The 23,569-nt window shown below is 52.4% G+C and carries 19 protein-coding genes; 4 read left to right on the top strand and 15 right to left on the bottom strand.

The window, feature by feature from the left end; genetic code table 11:
- Window positions 1–73: 73 nt before the first annotated feature.
- From M3200_RS05420 to M3200_RS05405, 4 genes are all read left to right on the top strand, one after another.
- Window positions 74–1,648, top strand: coding sequence for an ABC transporter substrate-binding protein (locus tag M3200_RS05420; protein ID WP_022382535.1), 1,575 nt, complete (start codon window positions 74–76; stop codon window positions 1,646–1,648).
- Between the two features lie 33 nt (window positions 1,649–1,681).
- Window positions 1,682–2,443, top strand: coding sequence for an ABC transporter ATP-binding protein (locus M3200_RS05415; RefSeq protein WP_022382534.1), 762 nt, complete (start codon window positions 1,682–1,684; stop codon window positions 2,441–2,443).
- Window positions 2,440–3,252: an ABC transporter ATP-binding protein gene (locus M3200_RS05410; RefSeq protein ID WP_022382533.1), complete on the top strand. Its 813-nt coding sequence runs from the start codon at window positions 2,440–2,442 to the stop codon at window positions 3,250–3,252. Before M3200_RS05415 ends, M3200_RS05410 begins: the two co-directional genes overlap by 4 nt.
- A gap of 527 nt (window positions 3,253–3,779) precedes the next feature.
- Window positions 3,780–5,090 carry an MFS transporter gene (locus M3200_RS05405; protein ID WP_022382532.1) on the top strand — a complete coding sequence of 437 codons (1,311 nt, stop codon included), beginning with the start codon at window positions 3,780–3,782 and terminating at the stop codon, window positions 5,088–5,090.
- A gap of 167 nt (window positions 5,091–5,257) precedes the next feature.
- Here the strand turns inward: M3200_RS05405 and M3200_RS05400 are convergent, their stop codons facing one another.
- The 15 genes from M3200_RS05400 to M3200_RS05330 form a co-directional block, all read right to left on the bottom strand.
- Window positions 5,258–8,533 (bottom strand): beta strand repeat-containing protein, encoded by a 3,276-nt coding sequence (locus M3200_RS05400; protein WP_022382531.1) that lies wholly within the window; start codon window positions 8,531–8,533, stop codon window positions 5,258–5,260.
- A gap of 145 nt (window positions 8,534–8,678) precedes the next feature.
- Window positions 8,679–10,829: an ATP-dependent helicase gene (locus tag M3200_RS05395; RefSeq protein ID WP_022382530.1), complete on the bottom strand. Its 2,151-nt coding sequence runs from the start codon at window positions 10,827–10,829 to the stop codon at window positions 8,679–8,681.
- Window positions 10,830–10,883: 54 nt separating this feature from the next.
- A complete protein-coding gene (locus M3200_RS05390) occupies window positions 10,884–11,315 on the bottom strand; it encodes an EamA family transporter (protein ID WP_022382529.1) in 432 nt (143 codons plus the stop codon).
- Between the two features lie 9 nt (window positions 11,316–11,324).
- Complete coding sequence (locus tag M3200_RS05385; RefSeq protein WP_022382528.1) at window positions 11,325–11,756, bottom strand: hypothetical protein; 432 nt, start codon at window positions 11,754–11,756, stop codon at window positions 11,325–11,327.
- Window positions 11,757–11,906: 150 nt separating this feature from the next.
- Entirely contained in the window at window positions 11,907–13,058 is a 1,152-nt protein-coding gene (locus M3200_RS05380) for an aminotransferase (RefSeq protein ID WP_022382527.1), read from the bottom strand.
- Window positions 13,059–13,146: 88 nt separating this feature from the next.
- On the bottom strand, window positions 13,147–13,713 hold the full coding sequence (locus M3200_RS05375; protein ID WP_288178165.1) for a manganese efflux pump MntP: 567 nt from the start codon (window positions 13,711–13,713) through the stop codon (window positions 13,147–13,149).
- Between the two features lie 196 nt (window positions 13,714–13,909).
- Entirely contained in the window at window positions 13,910–14,635 is a 726-nt protein-coding gene (locus M3200_RS05370; protein ID WP_022382525.1) for an HAD family hydrolase, read from the bottom strand.
- Entirely contained in the window at window positions 14,628–15,629 is a 1,002-nt protein-coding gene (locus M3200_RS05365) for a DUF362 domain-containing protein (protein ID WP_022382524.1), read from the bottom strand. The genes M3200_RS05370 and M3200_RS05365 overlap by 8 nt, the downstream gene beginning before the upstream one ends.
- Before the next feature lie 215 nt (window positions 15,630–15,844).
- Entirely contained in the window at window positions 15,845–16,297 is a 453-nt protein-coding gene (locus M3200_RS05360) for a cupin domain-containing protein (RefSeq protein WP_022382523.1), read from the bottom strand.
- Window positions 16,298–16,414: 117 nt separating this feature from the next.
- Complete coding sequence (locus M3200_RS05355) at window positions 16,415–17,422, bottom strand: TAXI family TRAP transporter solute-binding subunit (protein ID WP_022382522.1); 1,008 nt, start codon at window positions 17,420–17,422, stop codon at window positions 16,415–16,417.
- A gap of 97 nt (window positions 17,423–17,519) precedes the next feature.
- On the bottom strand, window positions 17,520–19,508 hold the full coding sequence (locus M3200_RS05350; RefSeq protein WP_022382521.1) for a TRAP transporter permease: 1,989 nt from the start codon (window positions 19,506–19,508) through the stop codon (window positions 17,520–17,522).
- A gap of 282 nt (window positions 19,509–19,790) precedes the next feature.
- Window positions 19,791–21,164, bottom strand: a complete 1,374-nt coding sequence (locus M3200_RS05345) for an aminopeptidase (RefSeq protein WP_022382520.1) — start codon at window positions 21,162–21,164, stop codon at window positions 19,791–19,793.
- An 88-nt stretch (window positions 21,165–21,252) separates the two neighbouring features.
- Window positions 21,253–21,378, bottom strand: coding sequence for an OadG-related small transporter subunit (locus M3200_RS05340; protein WP_022382519.1), 126 nt, complete (start codon window positions 21,376–21,378; stop codon window positions 21,253–21,255).
- A gap of 10 nt (window positions 21,379–21,388) precedes the next feature.
- Window positions 21,389–22,540, bottom strand: a complete 1,152-nt coding sequence (locus tag M3200_RS05335; protein WP_022382518.1) for a sodium ion-translocating decarboxylase subunit beta — start codon at window positions 22,538–22,540, stop codon at window positions 21,389–21,391.
- Window positions 22,541–22,686: 146 nt separating this feature from the next.
- Entirely contained in the window at window positions 22,687–22,998 is a 312-nt protein-coding gene (locus M3200_RS05330; protein ID WP_022382517.1) for a hypothetical protein, read from the bottom strand.
- Between the last annotated feature and the right edge of the window lie 571 nt (window positions 22,999–23,569).

Genomic DNA, 23,569 nt, shown 5'->3' with positions numbered 1-23,569 from the left:
CCAAAAGCCGCATGATTCTTTCCCATTGCCTTTTCTATAGATTTATTCACTATATTTTCAAAAAGGAGACATCATGAATTCATTTGCAAAGAAAGGGGCTGCCCTTGCAGCCTGCGCCCTTCTCGTTTTCGGTCTTTCCGGATGCGGCGGAAGTTCTTCCTCCGCGAGTAAAGACACCCTCCGTGTCGGCGTAACGAACTTCGCCGACAGCCTTGAACCGACGGCCAACTATTTTGGCTGGCAGGTCATGCGTTACGGTGTCGGCGAAGCACTCGTCCACTTTGATGATAAAATGCACCCGGAACCCTGGATCGCTGAAAGCTGGCTGGTCGCTCCGGACCAGATGTCCTGGACATTCAAGATCAAGAATATCAAATTCTCCAACGGCAATCCTGTCACCGGTGAAGCTGTCAAGAAATCCATCGAGAGAACGTTTGCTAAAGCGCCGCGTGCCCAGGCTATGTTCCCACTCGACCATATCACAGCTGATGGACAGACTGTCACGATTTACACCAAGAAGCCGATTGCAACACTTCCAGGCATGCTGGGCGATCCGCTCTTCATCATCGTCGACACGTCTGCTGAAGGAAAGCAGGACTTCGACAAGCAGGGCCCGATTTCCACTGGTCCTTATGTCGTAAAGAGCTTCTCCAAAGCCAAGACAGAGCTTGATGCGAACCCGAATTACTATGCAGCTGTTCCTTACAAGCATGCTGTCGTCAATACAATCGATGACCCGTCTACACGCGCCATGGCTCTCCAGAAGGGCGAAGTCGACGTTGCCGTCAACATTGCGCCTGGCGATCTTGCACTCTTCAAGGATAAGAGCAAATTCACCACCTCTGAAATCGATTCCATCCGCGACGTTCTTGCCCGTCTTTCCGTGAAGGAAGGTAAACCGCTGGCAGATCCGCGCGTACGTGCTGCCCTGATCGAATCCCTCGACCGCGATACATACTGCAAGGTCCTCCTGAAGGATACATTCACCCCTGGCGGCCCGGCTCTCCCGCCGTCCCTCGATTATGACTTCGACGGACTTTCCAAGACCTATCCGAACAAGTACAATCCTGGACATGCCAAACAGCTCCTTGCTGAAGCAGGCTGGAAGGATACGGATGGCGACGGCATCGTCGATAAGGACGGCAAGCCGCTCTCCCTTGATTTCGTTTACTACTCCGGCCGTGCTGAACTGCCGCTCTTTGCTGAAGCTACCCAGGCTGATGCCAAGAAGGTCGGCATCCAGATCAATCTGAAGAACGTCGACTACAACGTCCTTGACGGCATCGGCACCAGAGGCGAGTACGACCTCCTCATTTCCAACATCCTGACCGAACAGGCAGGCGATCCGGAAACGTTCCTCAACATGTACTGGAAGACGAACGTCAACGGCTCCAACCCGCAGAACGGTTCCGGCTACAGCAACCCGGCTTATGATGCGCTCGCCGATCAGCTGGCCGGCGAATTCGATCCGGCCAAGCGCAGGGACATCATCATCCAGATGGAAAAGATTCTGCAGGATACCTCCGCCACCCTCGTCTTCGGTTATCCGCAGACCAATATGATTTCCACCTCTGCTGTCGCTCATGCAGATATCAAGCCGTGTGACTACTACTGGATCACCGACAAGATCACACCGGCTTCCAAGTAATCATTTTATTCTTTCATTCATAAAGGAGCCGCCATGCTTTTAGAAGTCAATGACCTGTCCATTTCATACGGCAAAGGAAATCCCGTCGTCCACGGGGTATCCTTTTCCGTGGACAAAGGGAAAATTCTTGCCATCATCGGGGAATCCGGCTCGGGGAAGACGACCGTCCTCCGCGCTGTCGGCCATATCCTGCCAAGGCAGGGACAAGTGACAGGCGGACACATCCTTTTTGAAGGGAAGGAATCGGAGACGAAGACGATCCGCGAGAAGACGTCCTTCATCTTTCAGGACAGCGGCGCCATGCTGAACCCGATCCGCACGATCGGGACGGAATTTTCCGAATACCTCGCTGCCCACGGCATCACGGGAGGCGAAGCGGAAGACCGCATGACGAATCTCCTTTCGCAGGTGCGCCTTCCTGATCCGGCCGGCATCCTCAAGAGCAATCCCTTCGAACTGTCAGGCGGCATGCGCCAGAGAGTCGGGATTGCAATGGCGATGGCGATTCATCCCGAGCTGATCCTTGCCGATGAACCGACGTCTGCCCTGGATGTCACGAATCAGGCTGTCGTTGTCCGTGAAATGATGGACGTCTGTGCCCGCGCGGACACGGCCATCATCGTCGTCACACATAATATGGCCCTTGCCTCGTACATGGCGGATACCATCCTTGTCATGAAGGATGGAAATGCCGTCGAATACGGAAGCGCCGAAAAAGTCATTTATCATCCGAAAGATCCGTATACCAAGCTGCTTCTGGCAGCTGTTCCAGACCCGGGAGGCGTATTGTCATGAGACTTGATGGAAAAGAGCTGCTGAGAACGGAGGACATATGCCTCACCTTCCATCCTGAAGACGGCATTCCCGTCAAGGCGGCTGACCATGTGTCGATCACGATCCATGAAGGAGAAACCTTCGGCCTCGTTGGTGAATCCGGAAGCGGCAAGTCGACGCTTGCCCGCATACTGACGCACATCCACCAGCCCGATTCGGGAAAGGTGTACTTTGAAGGGAAAGACGTGACGAATCTGAAGGGCAAAGCACTCCGCGAGAGCCGCCGCGCCATCCAGATGGTCTTCCAGGATCCATCCTCTGCTTTCAATCCGAAGGAACGCATCGCGGATATCATCTGCGAGCCGCTCATGAATTTCGGACTCATCGCCAGTAAGGATATCGACAAGAAGGCTGCTGAAATGCTGAAGAAGGTCGACCTTCCGGAAGATTTCATCAACCGCTACCCTTCTGAACTTTCAGGAGGCCAGCGTCAGCGTATCGCGATTGCTCGCGCTCTGGTTCTGAAGCCGAAGCTCATCATCTGCGATGAAGCCACGTCAGCGCTTGATATGTCCGTCCAGAAGACAATCATCGAGCTGCTTTCAAGGCTGCAGAAGGAAACAGGCGTCGCCTATCTATTCATCTGCCACGACCTGGCGCTTGCGAACCTTTTCTGCGATACCATCGCCGTCATGAAGAAGGGCGTCATTCATGAAACGATTCATGACCTGAACGAAGCGAAGGACCCCTACTCAAGGAAACTCCTCGCGTGTACATTCACGATCAGGGAAGGAAAGAATAAAGTTTTCCCGGAATCCTTATTCGCATAATAAGAAGAGCTATGAAATGGAAATCATTTCATGGCTCTTTTTGATTTGGGACATTCTAGCATGGGAAGGGCTTAAAAAGTGCCATCTTCAGCCCTCTTTGAGGAGATATATAGTACACTTTATAAAAATGAGTAAATTCTTCTTGACAAGTTCCTCCGTTTCATGGATAATGAACCCAACTCACTACCAAGGTACCGTTGACAATGGTACCGCTAAGAGACAATGAACAGGCTGGGATTGGACATCAAGTATCTTACAGAGAGCTGGGAAAGCTGAGAACCGGCGGATCGGATCCATTTCCATATCACTTGGGAGTCGCTGTATCGAGGAGCACCCGGGATTCCCAGATACAGCCGCAAGCCTTCGTTACAGGCAGTCTGTCATCAGCACAAAGAATAATGACAGGGTGGTACCGCGAACCTTCGCCCCTGTTGCTCTGTAAAGAGCAGCAGGGGCTTTTTGCACCCTTGATGCATGTGAGGAAAAGGATAAGGATTCAAAATGATTAATGAAAGGGGTATCTGATTATGGAAAGAACCATCACCGCGGACGCCGTTCCGCAGGCCAAAACACGTACTATGACTAATTTTCGCTGGAAGATTGCCTTCCTTATTTTCCTGATCAGCTTCGTCGCTTACATGGACCGGGTCAATTTGTCCGTCGCAACCCCTGTCATTATGCAGGAATTTGGCTTTGATAAAATGGATATGGGCTTCCTCCAGACTTGCTTCTTCGCAGGCTATGCGCTGATGCAGGTCCCTGGCGGCATGCTCGCTGAACGTTTCGGCCTGCGCAAAACCGGCGCCGGCGCTATACTCTGGTGGTCTGTCTTCACAGCGCTCACCGCTTTTGCTCAGGGCAAGGCAAGCTTTGCCGCTGTCCGCCTGGCTTTCGGCCTTGGTGAAGGTCCTGTTTTCCCGTCTCTGGGGCAGGCGACTTTCAACTGGTTCAACAAGGATGAAAAGGGCAAGGCAAGCAGCGCCATCCTTCTGGGCACTTTCTTCGGACCCGTCATCGGCCCGATGGTTACCGTCGCTCTCATCGCCGCTCTTGGCTGGCATGCTGTCTTCATCATCTTCGGTCTGGCAGGATGCGTCCTCGCCTGGGTCTGGCACCGCTATGCGCAGGACAATCCAAAGGACAGCCCGTATGTCAATGAGGAAGAAGCAGCATTCATCAATGAAGGACGCAGCCTCTCCGCAGAAAAGAAATCTGCTCCCTGGGGCCGTTTCCTCCGTTCCCGTCAGTTCTGGGCACTGGGCATCCAGTTCTTCGTCGTCGACTACATCATGTACGTATTCCTCGCATGGCTGCCTCTCTACCTGACTGAAGTCCACAACCTGTCCCTGAAATCTATGGGCATCTGGGCTTCCTTCCCGTGGCTCGCACTGATGGCTATGGTATTCACCGCCGGCTTCCTCTCTGACCGTATGGCACACAGCAAGAACTCAAGCCGCCAGTACACCATGCGTACTTTCACCGCTATGGCAGGCGTCGCTGTCACCTCCCTCGGTCTTTACATCGCAGCGCATACCGCAAGCGGCGCAGCAGCAACGATTTTCTGGATGAGCGTTTCCTTAGGCGCACTCGGCTTCTCCATGAGTGCCAGCTGGTCCACTGTTATTTCCCTCGGCGGCAAGTACACCGGCTCCGTATCCGGCTGGATGAACCTCTGGGGAAATGTCGGCGGCGTCCTCGCTCCGATCGTCACTGCATTCTTCGTCACCAACTATGGCTGGAACAATGCATTCACCTACACCGCACTCTTTGGCATCATTGCCATCGCAGCATGGCTCTTCGTCAATCCGGGCAAGCAGCTCGAAGGGACGGAAGAATAATTGCATTTAAAAGGGGCTGTGGCAAAATGGTTAATCATTTTGCCACAGCCTTTTTTTGCATTGGAAAAGCAGGCATCTCCCGGGAAGGTGGAGTATACCTGCTTTTCCATAAGTGAGTGGGAATCTATCAGTTAACTCCCCTGGGAGAGGGAGATAACCTTCATCAATTAAAATGCTCTTGAGACGGAGAGTGTGTAGGTCACGCCGCGCTGTTTTCCAGCCCAGCCTGTGACGTTGACGTCTGCGCCCCACGGGTTTTCTTTTGTCAGTCTGCTCTTCCAGCCAAGTTCGAGGAAGCCGCTCGATCCTTCTGCGGAAGGACTTGGAGTATTGAAGCTCCTGTAGCTGGCTCTTGCCTTGCTGTCAAATTCATAATCCCAGCCGATGCCTGCATAGCAGGATCCGATGTCGGAAATGTCTTTCGTCCATCTTACGCCGAGTCTTGTACGGTAGGAATCGATGGAATCGAAATCATACCGGGAACTGCCTAATGTATTATCAATCCGGACGTTGTCGCTTCCAAGGTGCGTCCAGAAGAATTTGCCATAATAGTCTAAGGAGTTAGTGTCTCTGGTAACGACTTTGCCAAGGCCTGCCATGGCGGCGATATATGGAGCGCCGCTGTCGTAGGAGGCGTCATAGCCGTCAATCTTTCCTTTGAAGTCACCGGAGAGATGGCCTGCGCGGACGAGTGCCTCATAGTGGAGTCCGTCTTTACGGTCGCGGCGGTAGAGTACGCCTGCTCCTGTATAGTGCTGATCGCCATCGGCTCTTGCACCATCATCCAGGTGGCTGGTGTAGTTGCTCCTGCCGTATTCGAAGAATGGCATCAGTGTATCGACATAGTCTTCTCTTTCGTACTGGCGGGCAAAGCCGATGTTCGCATTCAGGCCGGCCGTATCGATATACGATCCCGTTTCATGGCGAAGATCGAAGCCGCCGATGGATGCGTACGGCATGAATCCACCAGATCCTGCCGCATAAGCGTCCACTGCCTCTTTGTAATTTTCTGCCGCCATGTCGGACGCATTCCAAAGTGTCTCAATGGAAGCTTCCCTTGCTTCGGCGAGGAGTTTCGTGTCAGAAAGGAGGGATGGTACGCTGTCCTCAGAAACTTCGAGGATGACCTTGTCTCCGTCTTTCCGGATATTCACTTCTCTTCTGAGGAACGCAGCGTCCGTGACCGTGCTGCTGCCGCTCATCATGCCATAGTCTGTGTCCTCAGCTGTAAGGCCGCTCCTGCCGTCGATCAGCGTGATCGTATCGCCGGGGCTCATCTTTATGGAGTCGTAGACGGATGCCCTGATGGATGCACCGCTGACGTCAGCCGTGCTTGTCACGGTCAGGATCGTTTCTCCTGCCGTCGTATCTTCCGGGACATAGAAACTCAGATTCTGGAAATAACCGAGCTTGTCTACGATTATGCCTTTCGTATAGAAATTCAGTGTATTGCCGCTGCTGTCATCAGAGAAACCGCCATAGAGCCTGGTATCTGATTTGAAGGTGCCTCCGTAAATATTGACTGTATTATTCGAAGCCGTGCCGGAATCGGCGCTGCCGCCGTATACATACTTATTAATGGTTCCGCCGCTGATTGTCACGGTGTTGCCCGAAGCATTGCCGCCAAGCTGCGCAAGGCCGCCATACACACCTTCTTCGATGGTGCCGCCTGTCACAGTGATTTCATTGCCTGAAACTTCTACTGCATCACCAAGGAAGGACATACCGCCGGCCGCCTGACCGGAAACGGTACCGCCGCTCAGGAGTACTTTATTTCCAGAAACGGTGCCATCTGCAAAGTAAAGAAGGCCTCCATATGCATTTTCTTTAACATAGGAATTGCCGCTGATGGCAAGCGTATTGCCCGTCACGGAACCGCCGCCTGAATAGCCGCCCTCGGCATAGCCATTGACGGTCACATCCTGGATCGTCACTTTGTTTCCGGAAGCATCGCCTTCTTCTGTATACCCGCCATAGACGCTCGTTTCTTCACCGAATGTCCCGCCTGTCACGGTGACGGTATTATTGGAAACGGTGCCTGAGGTAATCTTCGCACCATAGATATCGCCGGAGACGGTGCCTCCGCTGATGGTGGCAGTATTTCCCGAAGCATCGCCATTCGTCTTCGTGTACGCCCCCATGACATCACCGGAAACGCTGCCGCCGCTCAAGGTGACGGTATTATCCGCATTTGACGGACTGCTTATCATGATATATCCGCCAATCAGATTTCCGCCGACACTGCCTCCGGTCATGATGGCCTGGTTTCCTGAGGTACCCTTGGTTCCTTCAGACAAAAGGCCTCCCACTGCATCATTTTTTATGGTACCATTTTCGCTGATTGTAATGATATTTCCTGTCACAGCACCAGCGTCTGAAAAGCCGCCGGATGCATAACCATCCACGGTTCCGCCTGATATTGTCAGAGTATTATTTATGGCATCGCCTTTAAAAGAGAAGGCACCGCTGATTTCACTCTGCACGCTGCCGCCTGTCATTTGCACCTGATTGCCAGAAGCTTTGCCGTCTATTGAGTAGCTGCCATAAACATCGCTGTAATCAGTTCCCTTTACTGTGGCCGTGCCTTCCACGGTAACCTTGTTCCCGATGACATCGCCATTTTGAGAATAGCCTCCGATGACATCATTAGAAACTGTGCCGCCGCTTATGGTCACTTCATTGTAGGAAGCTTCGCCATTGCTTTTTTCAGAGACGCGGCCTCCATAGAGGCAGTCTCCCACGGTGCCGCCTGTCATCGTCACTATATTTTTCAGAGCTGAGCCGAAACCGGAATAACCGCCATAAGCATTCGCGTCAACCGTGCCGGATTCTTTGATATAAAGATAATTTCCTGACGATTCGGCGCTCTCACTCGTCAAAGTCACGCCGCCATAAACGTTCCCGGCTTTTGCATCAATGCTGCCGCCCCCGATCGTCACGCTGTTTCCCTTCGCATTACCTCCTGCGGAAACACCGCCGTAGACAGAAACCGTAACTGTCCCGCCGCTTAATTCGATGCTGTTTCCTGTGGCGTCACCGCTGCCGCCCGTACTGCCGCTGTTGATAGATTGTACTACTTCGCCGCTTTCCATGAAAACTTTATTGCCTGAGACTGCTCCGCTTCCAGAATTCACGTAGCCGCCTTCCGCGCTCTCGTAGATGGTTCCTGTCCTCGTGATTTTCAAAGTATTTCCGGAAGCTTCTCCGTTTGATGAATAGCCGCTGTATGCGGATCCATTGACGGATGCTTCTTTCGTGATGGAGAGCTGATTATTCAATGCGCTGCCGTCCGCGGCATTTCCGCCGTAGACAGTATCTTCCGCACTTTCTGAAACTTCATTCACTTTGCCGGATACATCTTCTGCCTGTACTATCGTCCCTGATGTGCAGGCTAAGAGAAGAGCTATCACTGACAGCCTTAAGAAAACCTTCCCGTTTTTCATTCCCATTCGCCTCATTCTTTAGAACAATATAAAATTCCCTGTCTTAGTTATAAAACAGGGAATGTCGGTTGTGTATTATCCGAAAGTATACTTTTTTTATTTTTGTGAGGAAATTGTTATCTGTGCAGCCTTTTTTGATTACAGATTACAATTTGAACAGTCTTGCGTGGAAGGAGATCTGGCGCATGGTGGGCATGCTGTCAAATTTGATGAGGTAGGCATGGGCGCTTCCATCGACTTCGACGATGGTGCCCGGGCCGAAGACGGGATGGCGGACGCGGGTGCCTGCTTCCATGGTTGTTTCGTCTTTGTCTTCCTGCAGGAAGGCGGTCGATCTTCCTACGTAGACCATGGTTTCCTTCATGAGCTGTTCATCGACGGGCGAATCGAATTCAAGCTTGTCCCTGTCGATGTCCAGGATGAATCTTGACGGGTATCTTGGCGAGCCGTCGAGGTTGGCGCCGCCGGCTTCCGTGATGTAGAGGGCTTTTTCGGCTCTTGTCATGGCAACGAAGGCAAGGCGTCTTTCTTCTTCCATGGCATTCACTGTCCTTGTCTTCCTTGACGGGAAGATGCCTTCGTTCATGCCGCAGATGAAGACGTACGGGAATTCAAGGCCCTTGGCGGTATGGACGGTCATGAGCTTCACTTTGTCCTGTCCTTCGCCGGTGTCCATGTTTGAGAAAAGGGCAGCGTGCTCCAGATAATGGACGATGTTCGTCTCTTCGCCGCAGGTGGTTTCATATTCGAAGACAGACTGCTTGAGTTCCGCCAGATTGTCGAGACGTTCCTGGCTGCCTTCAGTGCGAAGCATTTTCTCGTACCCGCTTTCGTCAAGGATGGCAGAGAGGACCTCGGAGACGGGTTTCCCTTCGCTGTCTTTGGCAAAGGTATCGATGAGTTCGATGAAATCGGCGGCGCCTGTGCGTTTCAGCGTGGGTTCCTCGACATTCTTCCTGAGGGCTTCAAAGAGTGTGCAGCCGTTTTCAGAGGCGTAATTCGTGAGGAATTCCATGCGGCGCTGCCCGATATTTCTTTTCGGCTTATTGATGATTCTCCGGAAAGCCATGTCGTCCTGGCTGACAATCATGCGCAGGTAGCAGAGGGCGTCCTTGATTTCCATCCTTCCGAAGAACTGCGTGCCGCTGTAAATGGTGTACGGGATTTTCTTCTTGAGGAGCTTTTCCTCGAGGTTCCTTGTGACGTAGTGGGCGCGGTAAAGGAGCGTGATGTCCTTGTACGGGACGCCCTTCTTATGGAGCTCTATGATTTCCTTTGCCACGCGGTCTGCTTCCTCGCCCGCTGTCTTTTCCATGAAGCAGGTGACCTTCGGCCCGCTTGGCCTGTGGGCAATGAGGTTCTTGTTGAAACGGTTCTTGTTCTTGGCGATGAGGGAGTTTGCCGCAGCAAGGATTTCAGGGCTTGAGCGGTAGTTGTCATTCATGAGGATGGTCTTGACGTTTGGAAATTTCTTGTCAAAGTTTAGAAGGAAACGGATATTGGCGCCGCGCCATGTGTAAATGGTCTGGTCGGGATCGCCGACGATGAAGAGGTTGTTGTGGTAGCCGCAGAGGGCTTCCATCAGCTTGTACTGAAGCGGGTCGATATCCTGGAATTCATCGAGCATGATGTATTCGAGGCGCTTCTGCCACTTGAGGCGGATTTCCTCGTTTTCCTCAAAGATGTAGAGCGTGAATTTGATGAGGTCGTTGTAGTCCAGAGCGAAGCATTTCTTTTCCTGGTACAGGTAGCCGTAGAAAATGATGTCCTGGACGGTCGTCGCGGTATGGTACTTTTCATAGAGGACCTGAAGCGGCATGGCAATCATGTCCTTGTAGTATTCCGGTTCCCAGACGCACTTCTTCATTTCGATCATGTCGCGCGCTTTGTTGAAGGGCATGTCGCGCAGGGTGAGGCCCATTTCCTCATAAATGATGGCGAGCATCTCATCAATGTCGGAGTTGTCGATGACGAGGAAATTCTTCGGATAGGAAACGGCAAAGCTGTCTTCCTGCAGGACGGAGACGCAGAAGCCGTGGAATGTATTGATGTATCCTGTGTCGTTGTCGCCGGTCAGGCGGTGGATGCGCATGGCCATTTCGCGTGCGGATTTATTCGTGAATGTGACGCAGAGTATGTGGCCTGGCATGATGCCGAGGTCGTTCACAAGGTAGGCGAAACGGCTGGCAAGGGCGCGTGTCTTGCCCGAGCCTGCGCCTGCGATGACGCGCACGTAGCCTTCTGTCGTGGTGACGGCTTCGATCTGTTTCTCATTGAGTCCTTCCAGTATGTCCATATTTCCCTCCGAACTGATATTCTTATTTCATTATACAACGGACGGAAATACTTGTCAGCCCAATGTGATGGCGGCGATGCCTGCCATGGAAATGACGACGCCCAGGATCTTCCTCGGGGTGATCTTTTCTCCGTAAAGGAGGGTCCCCATGACCATGAGGGCGAGGACGATGAGGCCGTTCGACACGATGAAGGCGGTATTGACGGTCCAGCCTGCCTGGTACATGTAGACGTTCCCAAGCTCGATGCCGACGATGGCAGCGCCAAGACCGAGGGCCGCCGGATTGATGGTGAAGATGTCCTTCTTCCATCCTGCTTCCCCTGTCCCCTGGATGAAGTAAATGGCAAAGGAAACGGCGGATGCGACGAGGTAGGTCACGACGAGCGCGACGAAGGGATCCATACCGGTCGAGACTTCCTTCAGCCCGACCTGGTATCCGACACTTGATAAGATGATAAGGCCGATCGGCCACCAGAATTTAAACATAGTCCCCTCCTATTTCACGATGCAGAACATGCCGGTCAGTGTGAGAAGGATGCCGGCAAGGCGCATCCAGCTCATCGAGTCTCCGTAGAAGACGCTTCCGACGATGGCAAGGACGACGACGATGGAGGCGGTGTAGACGATGAAACCCACGTTCATCGGCCAGCCTGCCCTGTACATGTAAATGGATCCGACTTCAAGGCCTGCAATGGCAGCGCCTACGACGATAGCCGCAGGCTGGACGAGGAGGAGCTCGGCAAAGATGCTCTTTCCCGGCACCATGATTTCAAAAAGGACGGCGCAGACGATGGCGCTTGCGATATAGGTGACACCCAGGGCTGCCATGGGGCTGGCATGCGAGGAGAGTTTCTTCGCGCAGACCTGGTAAATGACATCGGCGCCGACGACGAGTGCGACCGGACACCATAGGGCAAATAATTCCATAACGATACCTCTTTCCATTTTCCATTTATGATTAAAAAAAGGTGCTCCAGCTGTTCTCTCCCGGCTGTGCCGTACCTACGGAGAACTGCTGAAACACCTTCGGACTTTCGTCCATCTTGTCCAACCCGGTGGCGGGACAAGGGGTATTGGTTATTCTTTTATGACTGGGATTCCTTCTTCTTCCAGCTTCCTCATGAAGGAGCTGACGACGGAAAGGCCTTCCTTCAGGGCTTCTCCATCATGGCCGTAGCCGATGCGGAGGGCTCTTCTTTCCTCAAAGCAGGTGCCCGGGACAGCGAATGCGCCGGTTTCCTTAAACATTCTCTGACTGAAAATGTCGGAGTCGATGTCAAGGTCATAGTAGACAAGCGCCATCGTGCCGGCTCTCGGCCTGACGTAGGAAGTGCGCGGCTCCTCCTTGACCCATGCATCGAGGATGGGAAGGTTTTCGCGGAGGATAGCGCGGTTCCTTTCAAGGATTTTTTCCTTATGGCGGAGCGCAAGGGCTGCCGTTTCCTCATCGAAAAGTCCGCAGCTGACAAGGTCATAGTCCCTGACGCGCTTGAACTGGCGGAGGGCTTCCTGGCTCTTTGTTGCCAGCCATCCGAGGCGGAGTCCTGCCAGCGAGAAGGCTTTGGACATGGAGCCTGTCGCGATACCTTTTTCGTAAAGGTCGGCAATCGATGGGCAGGCAGCGCCTTCGATGGAAACGCCGGCATAGACTTCATCGCAGAGGATGTAGGCACCGGAGCTCCTTGCAATCTCGACGATTTCCTTCATCATGTCTTCTGGGATGAGGGAACCGGTCGGGTTGTTCGGATTGTTGATGCAGATGAGGCGGAGGCCCCTTGCAGCGGCTTTCCTGAGTTCGTCAAGATCGGGAAGGAATCCATTGCTTCGTCGGAGCTTCAGCACCGTGACATTGGCTCCAAGAGCGCGGGGCGTCGAGTAAAACTGCTGGTAGCTCGGGGAAAAAGCGACGACCCTGTCTCCGGGACGTACGAGGGAGAAAAGGACGTGCTGGTTTCCGCCGGTCGCGCCATGCTGGGTAAGGATATCGTCCGGGGTGATCGTCTCATAGAGCCCGGCGTATTCTTCCTTGAGAGAGGCAAGGCCGTAAATGCTTCCGTAGGACTGCTCCTTCTCAAAGAGAGCTTCCACGAAATCTTCCCTGTCTTCTCCCGCAAGGGCAAAGAGTTCCTTCAGCGTCATGGGACGGGCGCAGGTGTCGGTGATATTGTATTTTGCATCCGATTCGTACTTGTCCATCCATTCTTCCACGCCAAACCGCTCGATATTCATGCTTCCCAGCCTTTCCTTAGCAAAACTAAAACGCCGGCTGCTGCCGGTAATCTCTACTATATTACCATGAAATAATTATTACGGCAAACTAGCCGATGAAGATTTCAATGCCGATCGCAATCAGGATGATACCGCCCAAAATGATGGCCTTGTCCGCAAGCTTCATGCCGAATGTCTTGCCCAGGATGAGGCCTGCGATGCAGATGAAGAAGGTGGTAATGCCGATGATGAGGCTAGCAAGGAGCGCGTCGGATGCATCGTATTCTGCAATCGTAAAGCCGACGGAAAGGGCGTCGATGGAGGTCGCAATCCCCTGCAGGAGGAGCGCCTTCATATGGACCTGCGGATGGACGGCTTCTTCTTCGCCCGTCAGTCCGTCCTTGATCATGAAACCGCCAATGGCGCAGAGAAGGATGAGGGAAATCCACGGGATGAGCGGCCAGAGAAACTGGAACACATCGATAAGCATATTGACACAAATCCAGCCGATAAATGGCATCGCGAACTGGAAAAATCCAAAGACACCGGCGATCAGCGTCATCTTCCTCTTTTTTATGTACGGTTCCTGCAGGCCGTTTGCCAGCGAAACGGAAAAGGCGTCCATGGCAAGGCCTGCGCCAAGAAGAAGATTGTTCAGAAAAAACCAAAAGCTCAAAATGATCCCTCTATCCAATACGAACAAAAAAGACCCACGCGCACGAAAACCGTACGCGTGAGTCTCGCGATTCTGAATACAGCCAGGTACCATGACCAGTATGTTGACTGTTTCGCCCAAGGGCTGCTACTCCCTCACACATTGTCATTTATATTATCATTATGGCCATTCCCTGTCAAAGCTGTTTTTATCGATATTACATATTTTTGAGGACATCGGCAAAGGAATCGAAGGTCATATACGCCAAAGCGTTGATTTCCTCTCTCTCTGCGTCCGAATACTTGTCGTAAATCGCAGCGACAGGAATGCCGGCTGCCTTTGCCGCCCTGACGCCGATCAGGGAGTCTTCGAAAATGAAGCAGTCTTCCGGTTTCTTTCCCATTTCAGCAAGGAGCTTTTCATGGATCTGCGGGTCCGGCTTGATGCGCTCGGCATCTTCCCTCGTGTAGATTTTCACGAAGTACTTGTCGACGGGCGCTTTCTCGCGGATGTTCCTGTTCTTTGTCCGGTAGACTTCCATGTTCGCGCGTTTTGTCGTCGTGGAAATGACGAGTGTCTTCCCAAGGGAAGCGAGCTTCTTGATGAGCTCGGGCGCACCTTCCTTGTAGTCGACGCGGTTCACAAGGAAATCCTGCGCGATTTCATAACGGCGCTTCATGATGTCCCTGCCGGATTTGTCTGAATGGTAAATCTTTCCCAGCTCTCCGCAGTAGGAAACGTAGGGATCGTCGTCAGCGCGGAAACGGGTCAGGAGCTCATCCCTTCTCCTCTGCGTGAAGGACGGATCCTCTTCGGGGCCTCCGAGCTCCTTGATGAGGGCAGCGTCGACATCATTCCATACTCCGACGGAGTCGATGAGCGTGCCGTCCATATCAAAGATGATCGTGTCCCCGGCCTGTGAAAGCCAGCCCTTCTTATTCATTGACGAATGGTTTGACGCCCTTGACGGCTTCTTTCGCATCGATGCGTTTTTCGCCATTGTCGAGGTCGATCAGGACGTAACGGTCAAATCCCATGCCCAGTTCCTTCATGTAGGTCAGCTGGCGCAGGCCGTGACGAGATTCCATGCGTTCCACGAGGTCGTGATGGTCTTCTTCCTTCATGGCATAGACGCAGTCAACGCAAGCCTGGTCGACAGCGAGGATGTCAAGGGAAGCAAGGATGCCGACGTTCGGGGTTACAACAGGAGCGGCGGCGACGCCTTCGCAGTCGCAGGAAACGGACATATTTCTCATGACATTGATATAAGCGATCTTCTTGCCGAAATGGTCGATAGTTGCTTTTGTAGATTCGGTCATTCTTTCCATGAATTCTTCGGTGCCGATCGACCACTGATCCTGTCCTTCATAGGTGTGGATCATGGCTTTGCCGATGCGGCCGTCTGCGCAGCCGATGCCGATATTCTTGTTGGATCCGCCGAAACCGCCCTGGGTATGGCCCTTGAAATGGGCGACAGCCAGGAAGGAATCATAGTCCAGAAGGCCTTTGCCGACGGACATAGCGTCGAACCATTTGCCGCCTTTGACCGGAAGCATCGTGGTGCCGTGGGATTCGTCGTCGATGATGTCGACCGGTGCGAAGGTCCAGCCATTGACCTTTAGCGTTTCCCTGTGCTGGGCGGTCGTGTAGCGGTCGCCTTCATAATAGGTGTTTGTTTCGATGATCGTGGCATCCGGGATTTCCTTTTCAAGGAGTTCCTTGACCCACGGGCGCGGCAGGATGTTCGGGCCGTGCTTTTCGCCGGTGTGCAGCTTGACGGCGATCTTGCCTGTCAGGTTTGCACTAATCTTTTCATAAATCTTCTTGAGCCCTTCGGCGGAAAGGTCTCTTGTGAAATAGACGATCGATTCATTTCCTTTTCTTTCTTCGTACGGAATGTAATGATCTCCGCCGGTTCCTGGTTTTACTTCTGCCATAATTTTTTCTCCTTTGTCGGCCGGTCTCCCGGTCCCTTTTCCAAATGCAGATGAAAAATTGATCTTTATTTTAATGAAGGGGACTCCCTGCGCCTCTCGGGCGCACTAAAAATGCAGGAGCTTTCCCCCTGCATTTACTATAATCCCAAATCTACTATATGTAAAATAACCATATGTTATAGTTCACTATACCTTTGGCGCATAGGCGCAAAACGCTAGTCTTTCAGTGTCCCGTCAAAGAAAGCGGCCGCCTCCGGGTTCTTCCTGATTTCCGCCAGATCCTCTTCTGTCGGATACTTCGGGATGTCCCTGTCGTGGTTGACAAGACAGAGGAAACCAAGGATTTCTCCGCGGTCCGCCCTGAGCTGGTGCCACTGCCAGGGGGCAATCGTCAGGAAATCTCCCTCTTCGACAGCATAGACCTGATTGCCCAGAAGGACATGGCCTTTTCCTTTGAAAATCATGACAGCATGCATGTGCTTATGATGCTCAAGCGAAGAGAAGCCGTTCTTCTCCACCTGGAAATAACGGAACTGCACCGGCAGGTCGTTTTCATTGTCAAAAAGGATCTGCTTGGTCACTTCGCGGAATACGCCCGGGTTTTCCTTATAGATATGGGGTTCTACTCCATCCCATCTGTTCTTGTCCGGATGAAATTTATGAATCATGTTGTACCTCCCATTTTCTTCCATTTGTCCCATTGTAGCACAGGAAAGAGATTGAGAAAAGAAAAGGACATGAGCGGAACCCTTTGCGGTCCTTCTCATGTCCTTCTGATGATTATTTTACTGCAGTACGCCGATTTCCTTGTAGTACTTCGCAGCGCCCGGATGGAGCGGAACGCCTGCGATATCCTTGACGGCATTCGCTGCGGTGAGGCCCTTCAGGTTCTTCTGGGACTGGCCGAGTTCATCCATGTGTTCCCAGAGTGTCTTCGTCATCTGGTAGACGACATCGTCCGGCAGATCGCCGCGGCAGAACATGACCATCTTGATGGCGGACGTATTCACGTCTTCATTCTGATTCGGGTATGTGCCTGCCTTGATGGTGTAGCTGGTGTACCATGGGTACTTCGCTTTCAGCTTTTCAATGAGCTCGTTCTGGATCGGGACGAGGTGAGCGCCGCTTGTCAGTGCCTGGGTGACGGCAGAGGCCGGTGCGCCGGACATGATCCATGCGCCGTCGATGGATCCGTTCTGCAGCATGTCGGCTGCGTCGGTGAAGGTGATGTATTCCGCCTGGATGTCTTCCGGGAACTTCATGCCGGCCGCCGTGAAGTGGACGTCGCATTCGTTATAAACGGAAGACCCTGCGGAAGCTACGGCAAATTTCTTGCCCTTGAAGCCTTCGAGGCTGTTGATATTCGTATTGGCTGCGGCAACAACCTGGTTCGGGTTGAGGTAAAGTCCGCCGATGGCTTTGAGGTCCTTGTACGCATGGCCTTCAAAGCTGTCGGTACCGTTCAGACACTGGTACACGTTGCTGGAAATCGCAATCGATACTTGCGCTTCGCCGTCAGAGACCATATTGAGGTTCGCGATGCCGCCTGCGGAGGCCTGGCTGGCTGCCTGCATGCCTGGGATATTCTGGCTCCACATATTCGTGATGGCTGCGCCTACGGCATAGAGTGCACCGGATGCGCCTGCAGTCGGGAAGTTGATGCGGATTGTCTGGCCTGCTGCCGGCTTCGACTGTGCTTGTCCGCTGCTCTTTTCATCTCCGCATCCTGCAAATGCAGCCGTCAAAACGAGTGCTGCTGCCGCTGCTGCCATTGTCTTTTTCCATTTGCCCATTTTACTTTTCCTCCTATGCTCCTAATGCTCCGGGTTCCTTAGCCGGAGACTTTATCGATTAGTTTCATTATACTATTCTTTTTAGAAATCCGCATTCCTAAGCTGCATTTTCCCCATTCTTTTTGTGGAAATACTGGAATGCAATGACGCCGATGAGGCCAACGGCTCCTGCAAGATCCGTGAGAGACCCCGGGAAGAGCAGGAACGGCGAGGATGCAATTAGAATAATTCTTTCGATCCACGATGCTTTCCTTAAGATCCATCCTTCCAGGCCTGCCACGAGGGCAAAGGTGCCGACGGCAGCGGTGAAGACGCACCAGAGCGTCGCCCACACGGTCGCTGTCTTGTCGACGCCGATCAGAAGGACCGGATTATTCAGGAAGAAGAACGGAATGATGAAGCCGATGAGCCCCAGCCGGACGGCCCAGAGGCCCGTCTTCGTCTGGTCGGATCCTGCAATGCCGGATGCGACGTACGCAGACATAGCGACCGGCGGGGTGATATTGGAAAGGCAGGCATAGATCAGGCAGAAAAGGTGCGCGATGAGAGGCATAGCCCCTGCCTTGATCAGGACAGGAACAGCGACGGCCTGCACGATGACGTAGGCGGCAACACCGGGAACGCCCATGCCAAGGATGGCGGACATGATCATGACGAGGAAGCCTGCGAGGTAAAGGTTATTGTTATGAACGATGGACAGGATGAGGTAGCCCATGTTGAGCCCCATCGAAGTCAGTGTGACTGTACCGATGATGACGCCGATGATAACGCAGCAGACACCGACAGAAATCGCGCTCTGCGAGCCTTCGACGACAGCCGCCAGAATCTTGTCCGGTGTCATTCTCGTATCCTTGCGGAGCCAGCTGGCGCCGATTGTGACAAAGATGGAAATGACAGCGGCATAGAGCGGCGTGAAGCCTGCGAACATGAGGCCGATCAAGCTGATGAGCGGAAGAACCAGGTGTCCCTGCTCCTTGAGGACGATCTTCACGTCAGGAATATTTTCCTTGGCAATGCCGGAAAGGCCGAGACGCTTTGCCTCGAAGTGGACGGCAAGAAGAAGTCCAATGTAGTAGAGAAGCGCAGGGGTCACTGCGGCAAGCGCTACGTAGGTGTAAGACAGGTTCAGGAATTCTGCCATGACAAAGCCGACAGCGCCCATGATCGGAGGCGTGAACTGGCCGCCCGTCGATGCGACGGCTTCGACAGCGCCCGCAAATTCCTTCTTGTAACCCGTACGCTTCATGAGAGGAATCGTGATCGTGCCGGTCGTTGCGACATTCGCTATCGCAGAACCATTAATCATGCCCATGAGGCCGGATGCAATGACAGCCACCTTCGCAGGGCCGCCAGATGTCTGACCGACAAGTGTCAGCGAGAAATCATTGATGAATTTGGAAAATCCGCTGTGCTTCAGGAAAGCGCCAAAGACAACGAAGAGAAAAATATACGTCGCAGAAACGCCGACGCCTGTGCCAAGGACGCCCTCTGTACCCCAGAACTGGGTGATGAGGACACGCTTCAGCGTAAATCCGTTATGACCGAGGTATCCCGGAAGGTAGGCACCGAACCAGTTGTATGCCAGGAAAAGAGCAGCCAGTATGGCCAGATTTCCTGATGCGCGGCGCGCTGCTTCAAAGACGCAGACGATGCCGACAAGCGCAATGCCGATTTCCATATTATTGATGCGCCCGCCCGTCTGGGCAATGCGCGTGAAATTCAAGATCAGGTAACCGAAGGAACCGACCGAGCCCAGGATGAATGCGATATCCCATATAGGCGGAATCTTCCGTTTCCTCGTCTCCGACTTGAACGTCGGGAAGAGAAGGAATGTAAAGACGAGCAGGAAAATCGTGTGGATCGCGCGAAGATTCACTGCGCTGATGGCACCGATCGTCGTGAAGTAAAGCTGGAATGCGGTCCAGACACAGAGAAGGACGATGATTGCCTTCCCGAGCGGCCCCTTGTAAACGCGCAGACGCGAATCCGCGTCCTTCTCCTCAAGGATTTCCTGTGCCTTCTTGTCCAGGGCCTCCTTCTCCGCCATCGCGTCTTCGATGCGGACTTCTTTCCTTTCTTTTTCCATAAGTACCTCCCATGCTCCTATTCTCCATCGATAAACTCTTTATCGAAAGTATTGATTATTGAAAGTATACCACGGAAACGAGGGACGGAAAAGAAAAACCGTTCCTTACTATATATTTTTCTTACATAAGAAGGATACGGATTATTCCGGAGAGCAAGGAAATGGAGAAAGTGCGGGTTTTTATATACCATCAAAAACTGAACTGCTGCCAGAAAGAAATGGCATTTCGGGCATAAGAAAAGACCCGGTTTCCCGGGCCCTTCTTTATATTGCTCTTATCAATTACTTGCTTTCAAAGAATGCTTTGTAAGCGAGGTAGGTTTCGTAAGCGTCAGCCTTGGAGAGGAGGTCGTACGGTGCGTGCATGGAGAGCATGGCTGTGCCGCAGTCTACGACTTCAGCGCCCCAGTCTGCCATCATGAATGCAATCGTTCCGCCGCCGCCCTGGTCTACTTTGCCAAGTTCACCGATCTGCCAGCATACGCCTGCTTCGTTGAAAATGGTGCGGATCTTCTGGAGGAATTCAGCATTGGCATCATTGCTGCCTGCTTTGCCGCGGGATCCGCCGTACTTGGTCAGGTTGATGCCGTAGCCCAGGAAGGATGCGTTGTCTTTTTCGGATACTTCCGGGAACATCGGATCCAGGCAGGAGTTGACGTCTGCGGAGAGCATTTCACTGTTTTCCATGGTTTCATAGAAATCAAGGATGGTGTTCTGTCCCTGGAGGGAGAGGAGCTTCATGACGAATTTGACGAAGTAAGAGGATTCCATGCCGGTGTTGCCGTAGGATCCGATTTCTTCCTTATCTGTCAGGAGAGCTGCCTGTGTCTTGACGCCCGGCTTTGCATCGAGGATGGCTTCCAGGTTTGCATAGGAGCAGACTCTGTCGTCCTGGCCATAGGATGCGATGAGGGAACGGTCGAAGCCTACGTCACGGCTCTTTTCAGCCGGTACGAGTTCGAGTTCAGCAGCTGCGAAGTCTTCTTCTTCGATGCCGTAGGTGTCCTTGAACATCTTCATGAGAGCTTCCTTCGGCTTCTGGTTTTCATCGGAGTTGGTAGCGATGATCGGCTGGAGCTGTTCGCCTGTGATGCCTTCTGCGAGGGATTTCTTCATCTGGTCCTGTGCCATGTGGATGAGGAGATCGGAAATGTAGAATACCGGGTCGCTATCTTTCAGGCCGATATTGATTTCCACTTTTCTGCCGTCCTTGGTGTATACGACGCCAATCAGAGCGAGCGGAATGCAGGTCCACTGGTACTTCTTGATGCCACCGTAGTAATGGGTGCGGAAGTATACGACGCCTTCCTGTTCATGGACCGGGTTTGCCTTAAGGTCCAGACGCGGGGAGTCGATGTGGGAGCCGACGATCTTGATGCCTTCATGGACCGGTTCTTCACCGATGACGGCCAGGATGACGGACTTATCCTTCTGGTTCCAGTATACTTTGTCGCCTGCTTTCAGGGATTTCATATCATAGACAGGTTTGAAGCCTTTTGCTTCTGCCTGACGGATGATTTCTTTGGCTGCCAGTCTTTCTGTTCTGGCTGTATCAAGGAATGCTTTGTACTTTTCGCCATAGTCCATGACGGCTTTGCGTTCGGTTTCGTCCATGCGCTGCCATACGGACTTGGTTCTGCTGTATGTTTCTTTCATGTCATACCTCCTAATAGAGAATTATTATCACATTTCTTATTATAACGCAAAAGGGACGGACAGGAAATATCCCCTCCGCCCCTCTCTTTTATTCCCCTTTGTACGGGAATGCTTTATTCAGCAAGTAGGTCAATGCCACAAAAAGCCCCATGACGATGAAAACCATGGGATACGCGATGACCATCAGGTAAATGGCTGATTCAACAGAGCTCATAGTTTCCTCCTTATCCTAATACAGGGATCAATGCAAGAACGAGACCGCCGGCTACGACGGAAGCGACCTGGCCTGCCACGTTGACGCCCATGGCATGCTGGATGATGTAGTTTGTCGGGTCTTCCTTGAGCGCCATTTTCGCAATGACACGGCCGGACATCGGGAATGCGGAAATGCCGCATGCGCCGATCATCGGGTTGATTTTCTTCTTCAGGAAGAGGTTGGCAATCTTGGCAAAGAGAACGCCGCCCACGGTATCGAATACGAAGGCAACAGCGCCCAGGGCCAGGATCTTCAGTACGTCGAATGTAAGGATGTTTTCAGCTGTCATTGTAGCGCCGACGGTGATGCCGAGGAAGAGTGTCACGAGGTTGGACAGCTCATTCTGCGCAGCATTTGACAGGGAATCGCAGACGCCGGAAACCTTCAGCATGTTGCCGAACATGAGCGCACCGATAAGCGGTACGGAAATCGGAGCAAGGATGCCCGCGAAAAGAACGACCATGAACGGGAAGAGGAACTTCGCTGTCCAGGAGACAGGCTTTTCTTCCTTGAATCCCATGCGGATTCTTCTTTCATGCTTTGTCGTCATAAGCTTGACGATCGGCGGCTGGATGATCGGCACGAGGGACATGTAGCAGAACGCCGTGACCGTCAGCGGAGCCAGAAGATTTGTCGCAAATTCCTGTGCGACGAAGATGGTGGTCGGGCCGTCAGCAGCACCGATGATACCGATTGATGCAGCTTCATTGAACGGGAAGCCGACCATAGCGGCGAGAAGCGCTGCCGCGAAAATACCGAAGTGCGCTGCCGCTGCAAAGAGCATGACGTACGGAGCGCGGATGAGCGGTGTGAAATCACACATCGCACCGACGGCGATGAAGATCAGGACAGGGAAAAGCTCGTTGGCGATGCCTGCATTATAGAGCACCGTCAGGAAACCTGGTTCACCGCCTCCCGTCGGGATGACCGCGAAATGTCCGGGGATGTTCGCCAGGATACATCCGACCCCCATCGGGAAGAGAAGCATAGGCTCATAGTCCTTCTTCACTCCCAGCCAGATGAGGAGCCCGCCGATGAGGAACATGATCCATACCGTCGGATCCTGCATCCCCATGACGCCCGTAAATAGTTCCTCAAGAACTGATTCCCAATTTGCCATACCAATAAGACCTCCTTGAATAAAAAGAAATAACCGGCACTACTTTCCTTAAACCTAAAAAAAGACCCGACATTTTTCGATGCCAGGTCCTATTTTCAGGATGATTTCCTACCCCTGTGCCATACGCAGGAAACCGTATTATGGAATTAAATGTTGTATCCAAGCGCCGGAAGAATCATGAATACAAGAATTGCCCAGATAACGCCGGCTCCGATGAAAATGCCAGCTGTGATGGCAACGCCTTCCTTGGAATGCGGTACGCCCAGCAGACTGAAATTTCCCAAAGGTCCGCGGCGAACCATGAATCCGTTAGAGCTTCTTGGCTTGAACCATTTAAGTTTTCTTTCCTGTCCGATGCTGTAAGCTACGATGACGGCTACGACAGAAGCCACCACCCAGTAAAGTATGAACCGGGCCGCGCTGAAATCATGCACGTCCGACAGATCGATCATTTGCATCTTGTTAGTACTCCTTCTACGTGTATATCATACCAGTACTTCTATTATAATGCAACGGACCCGATTTGGCAAAGGAATACCGTCCCTTGCGCCCCTTTTTATAGAAAACCCTCCGTTATTCTCCATCCGAAGCATTCTTTCGGAAATCTATCATGTTTGCCATGTCCCTGTCAAGAGACATACAAAGTATTTAAGAATTATTCATACAATGCATTCCCATCTGGCAGCAGATGAACTTTTGACAGGAACTACTTCTTCTAGGAAATCGTCTGTCCTTTGCTCTATTTGATAAATGAACCTTTTCACTATCGAAGAATGAATATTTACCGGCTGCTTTTTACTATTTTGTATTCCTGCAGCAGAAGAGATTTTGCTGTACTTTTTGTACCTGAAAGAGGCTCCACCAATACCTTCCCGGGCAAAGGATGGAACAACAACATATGCATTTTCACGGCAGCATTCTACGCGAAGCACTCGTCTCAGAGAAAAGACAGGTGCCGGTCAGGGGATAATCCTGCAAATGAATGATGACAGGTGAAAAAATTGGTTCTTCACGCTTTTTTGTGGGATA

The sequence above is a fragment of the Dialister sp. CAG:357 genome, from assembly GCF_000435155.1.
GTDB classification, from domain to species: Bacteria; Bacillota; Negativicutes; order Veillonellales; family Dialisteraceae; genus Dialister; species Dialister hominis.
This window is presented reverse-complemented; position numbering and strand designations above follow the sequence as displayed.

Bases quoted from the DNA above. Each gene is read 5' to 3' on its own strand.
- M3200_RS05365 (WP_022382524.1), bottom strand. From the start codon at position 15,629: ATGGCAGAAGTAAAACCAGGAACCGGCGGAGATCATTACATTCCGTAC.
- M3200_RS05345 (WP_022382520.1), bottom strand. From the start codon at position 21,164: ATGAAAGAAACATACAGCAGAACCAAGTCCGTATGGCAGCGCATGGAC.
- M3200_RS05420 (WP_022382535.1), top strand. From the start codon at position 74: ATGAATTCATTTGCAAAGAAAGGGGCTGCCCTTGCAGCCTGCGCCCTT.
- M3200_RS05355 (WP_022382522.1), bottom strand. From the start codon at position 17,422: ATGGGCAAATGGAAAAAGACAATGGCAGCAGCGGCAGCAGCACTCGTT.
- M3200_RS05410 (WP_022382533.1), top strand. From the start codon at position 2,440: ATGAGACTTGATGGAAAAGAGCTGCTGAGAACGGAGGACATATGCCTC.
- M3200_RS05330 (WP_022382517.1), bottom strand. From the start codon at position 22,998: ATGCAAATGATCGATCTGTCGGACGTGCATGATTTCAGCGCGGCCCGG.
- M3200_RS05395 (WP_022382530.1), bottom strand. From the start codon at position 10,829: ATGGACATACTGGAAGGACTCAATGAGAAACAGATCGAAGCCGTCACC.
- M3200_RS05350 (WP_022382521.1), bottom strand. From the start codon at position 19,508: ATGGAAAAAGAAAGGAAAGAAGTCCGCATCGAAGACGCGATGGCGGAG.
- M3200_RS05390 (WP_022382529.1), bottom strand. From the start codon at position 11,315: ATGTTTAAATTCTGGTGGCCGATCGGCCTTATCATCTTATCAAGTGTC.
- M3200_RS05400 (WP_022382531.1), bottom strand. From the start codon at position 8,533: ATGAAAAACGGGAAGGTTTTCTTAAGGCTGTCAGTGATAGCTCTTCTC.
- M3200_RS05405 (WP_022382532.1), top strand. From the start codon at position 3,780: ATGGAAAGAACCATCACCGCGGACGCCGTTCCGCAGGCCAAAACACGT.
- M3200_RS05335 (WP_022382518.1), bottom strand. From the start codon at position 22,540: ATGGCAAATTGGGAATCAGTTCTTGAGGAACTATTTACGGGCGTCATG.
- M3200_RS05360 (WP_022382523.1), bottom strand. From the start codon at position 16,297: ATGATTCATAAATTTCATCCGGACAAGAACAGATGGGATGGAGTAGAA.
- M3200_RS05380 (WP_022382527.1), bottom strand. From the start codon at position 13,058: ATGAATATCGAGCGGTTTGGCGTGGAAGAATGGATGGACAAGTACGAA.
- M3200_RS05340 (WP_022382519.1), bottom strand. From the start codon at position 21,378: ATGAGCTCTGTTGAATCAGCCATTTACCTGATGGTCATCGCGTATCCC.
- M3200_RS05385 (WP_022382528.1), bottom strand. From the start codon at position 11,756: ATGGAATTATTTGCCCTATGGTGTCCGGTCGCACTCGTCGTCGGCGCC.
- M3200_RS05370 (WP_022382525.1), bottom strand. From the start codon at position 14,635: ATGAATAAGAAGGGCTGGCTTTCACAGGCCGGGGACACGATCATCTTT.
- M3200_RS05415 (WP_022382534.1), top strand. From the start codon at position 1,682: ATGCTTTTAGAAGTCAATGACCTGTCCATTTCATACGGCAAAGGAAAT.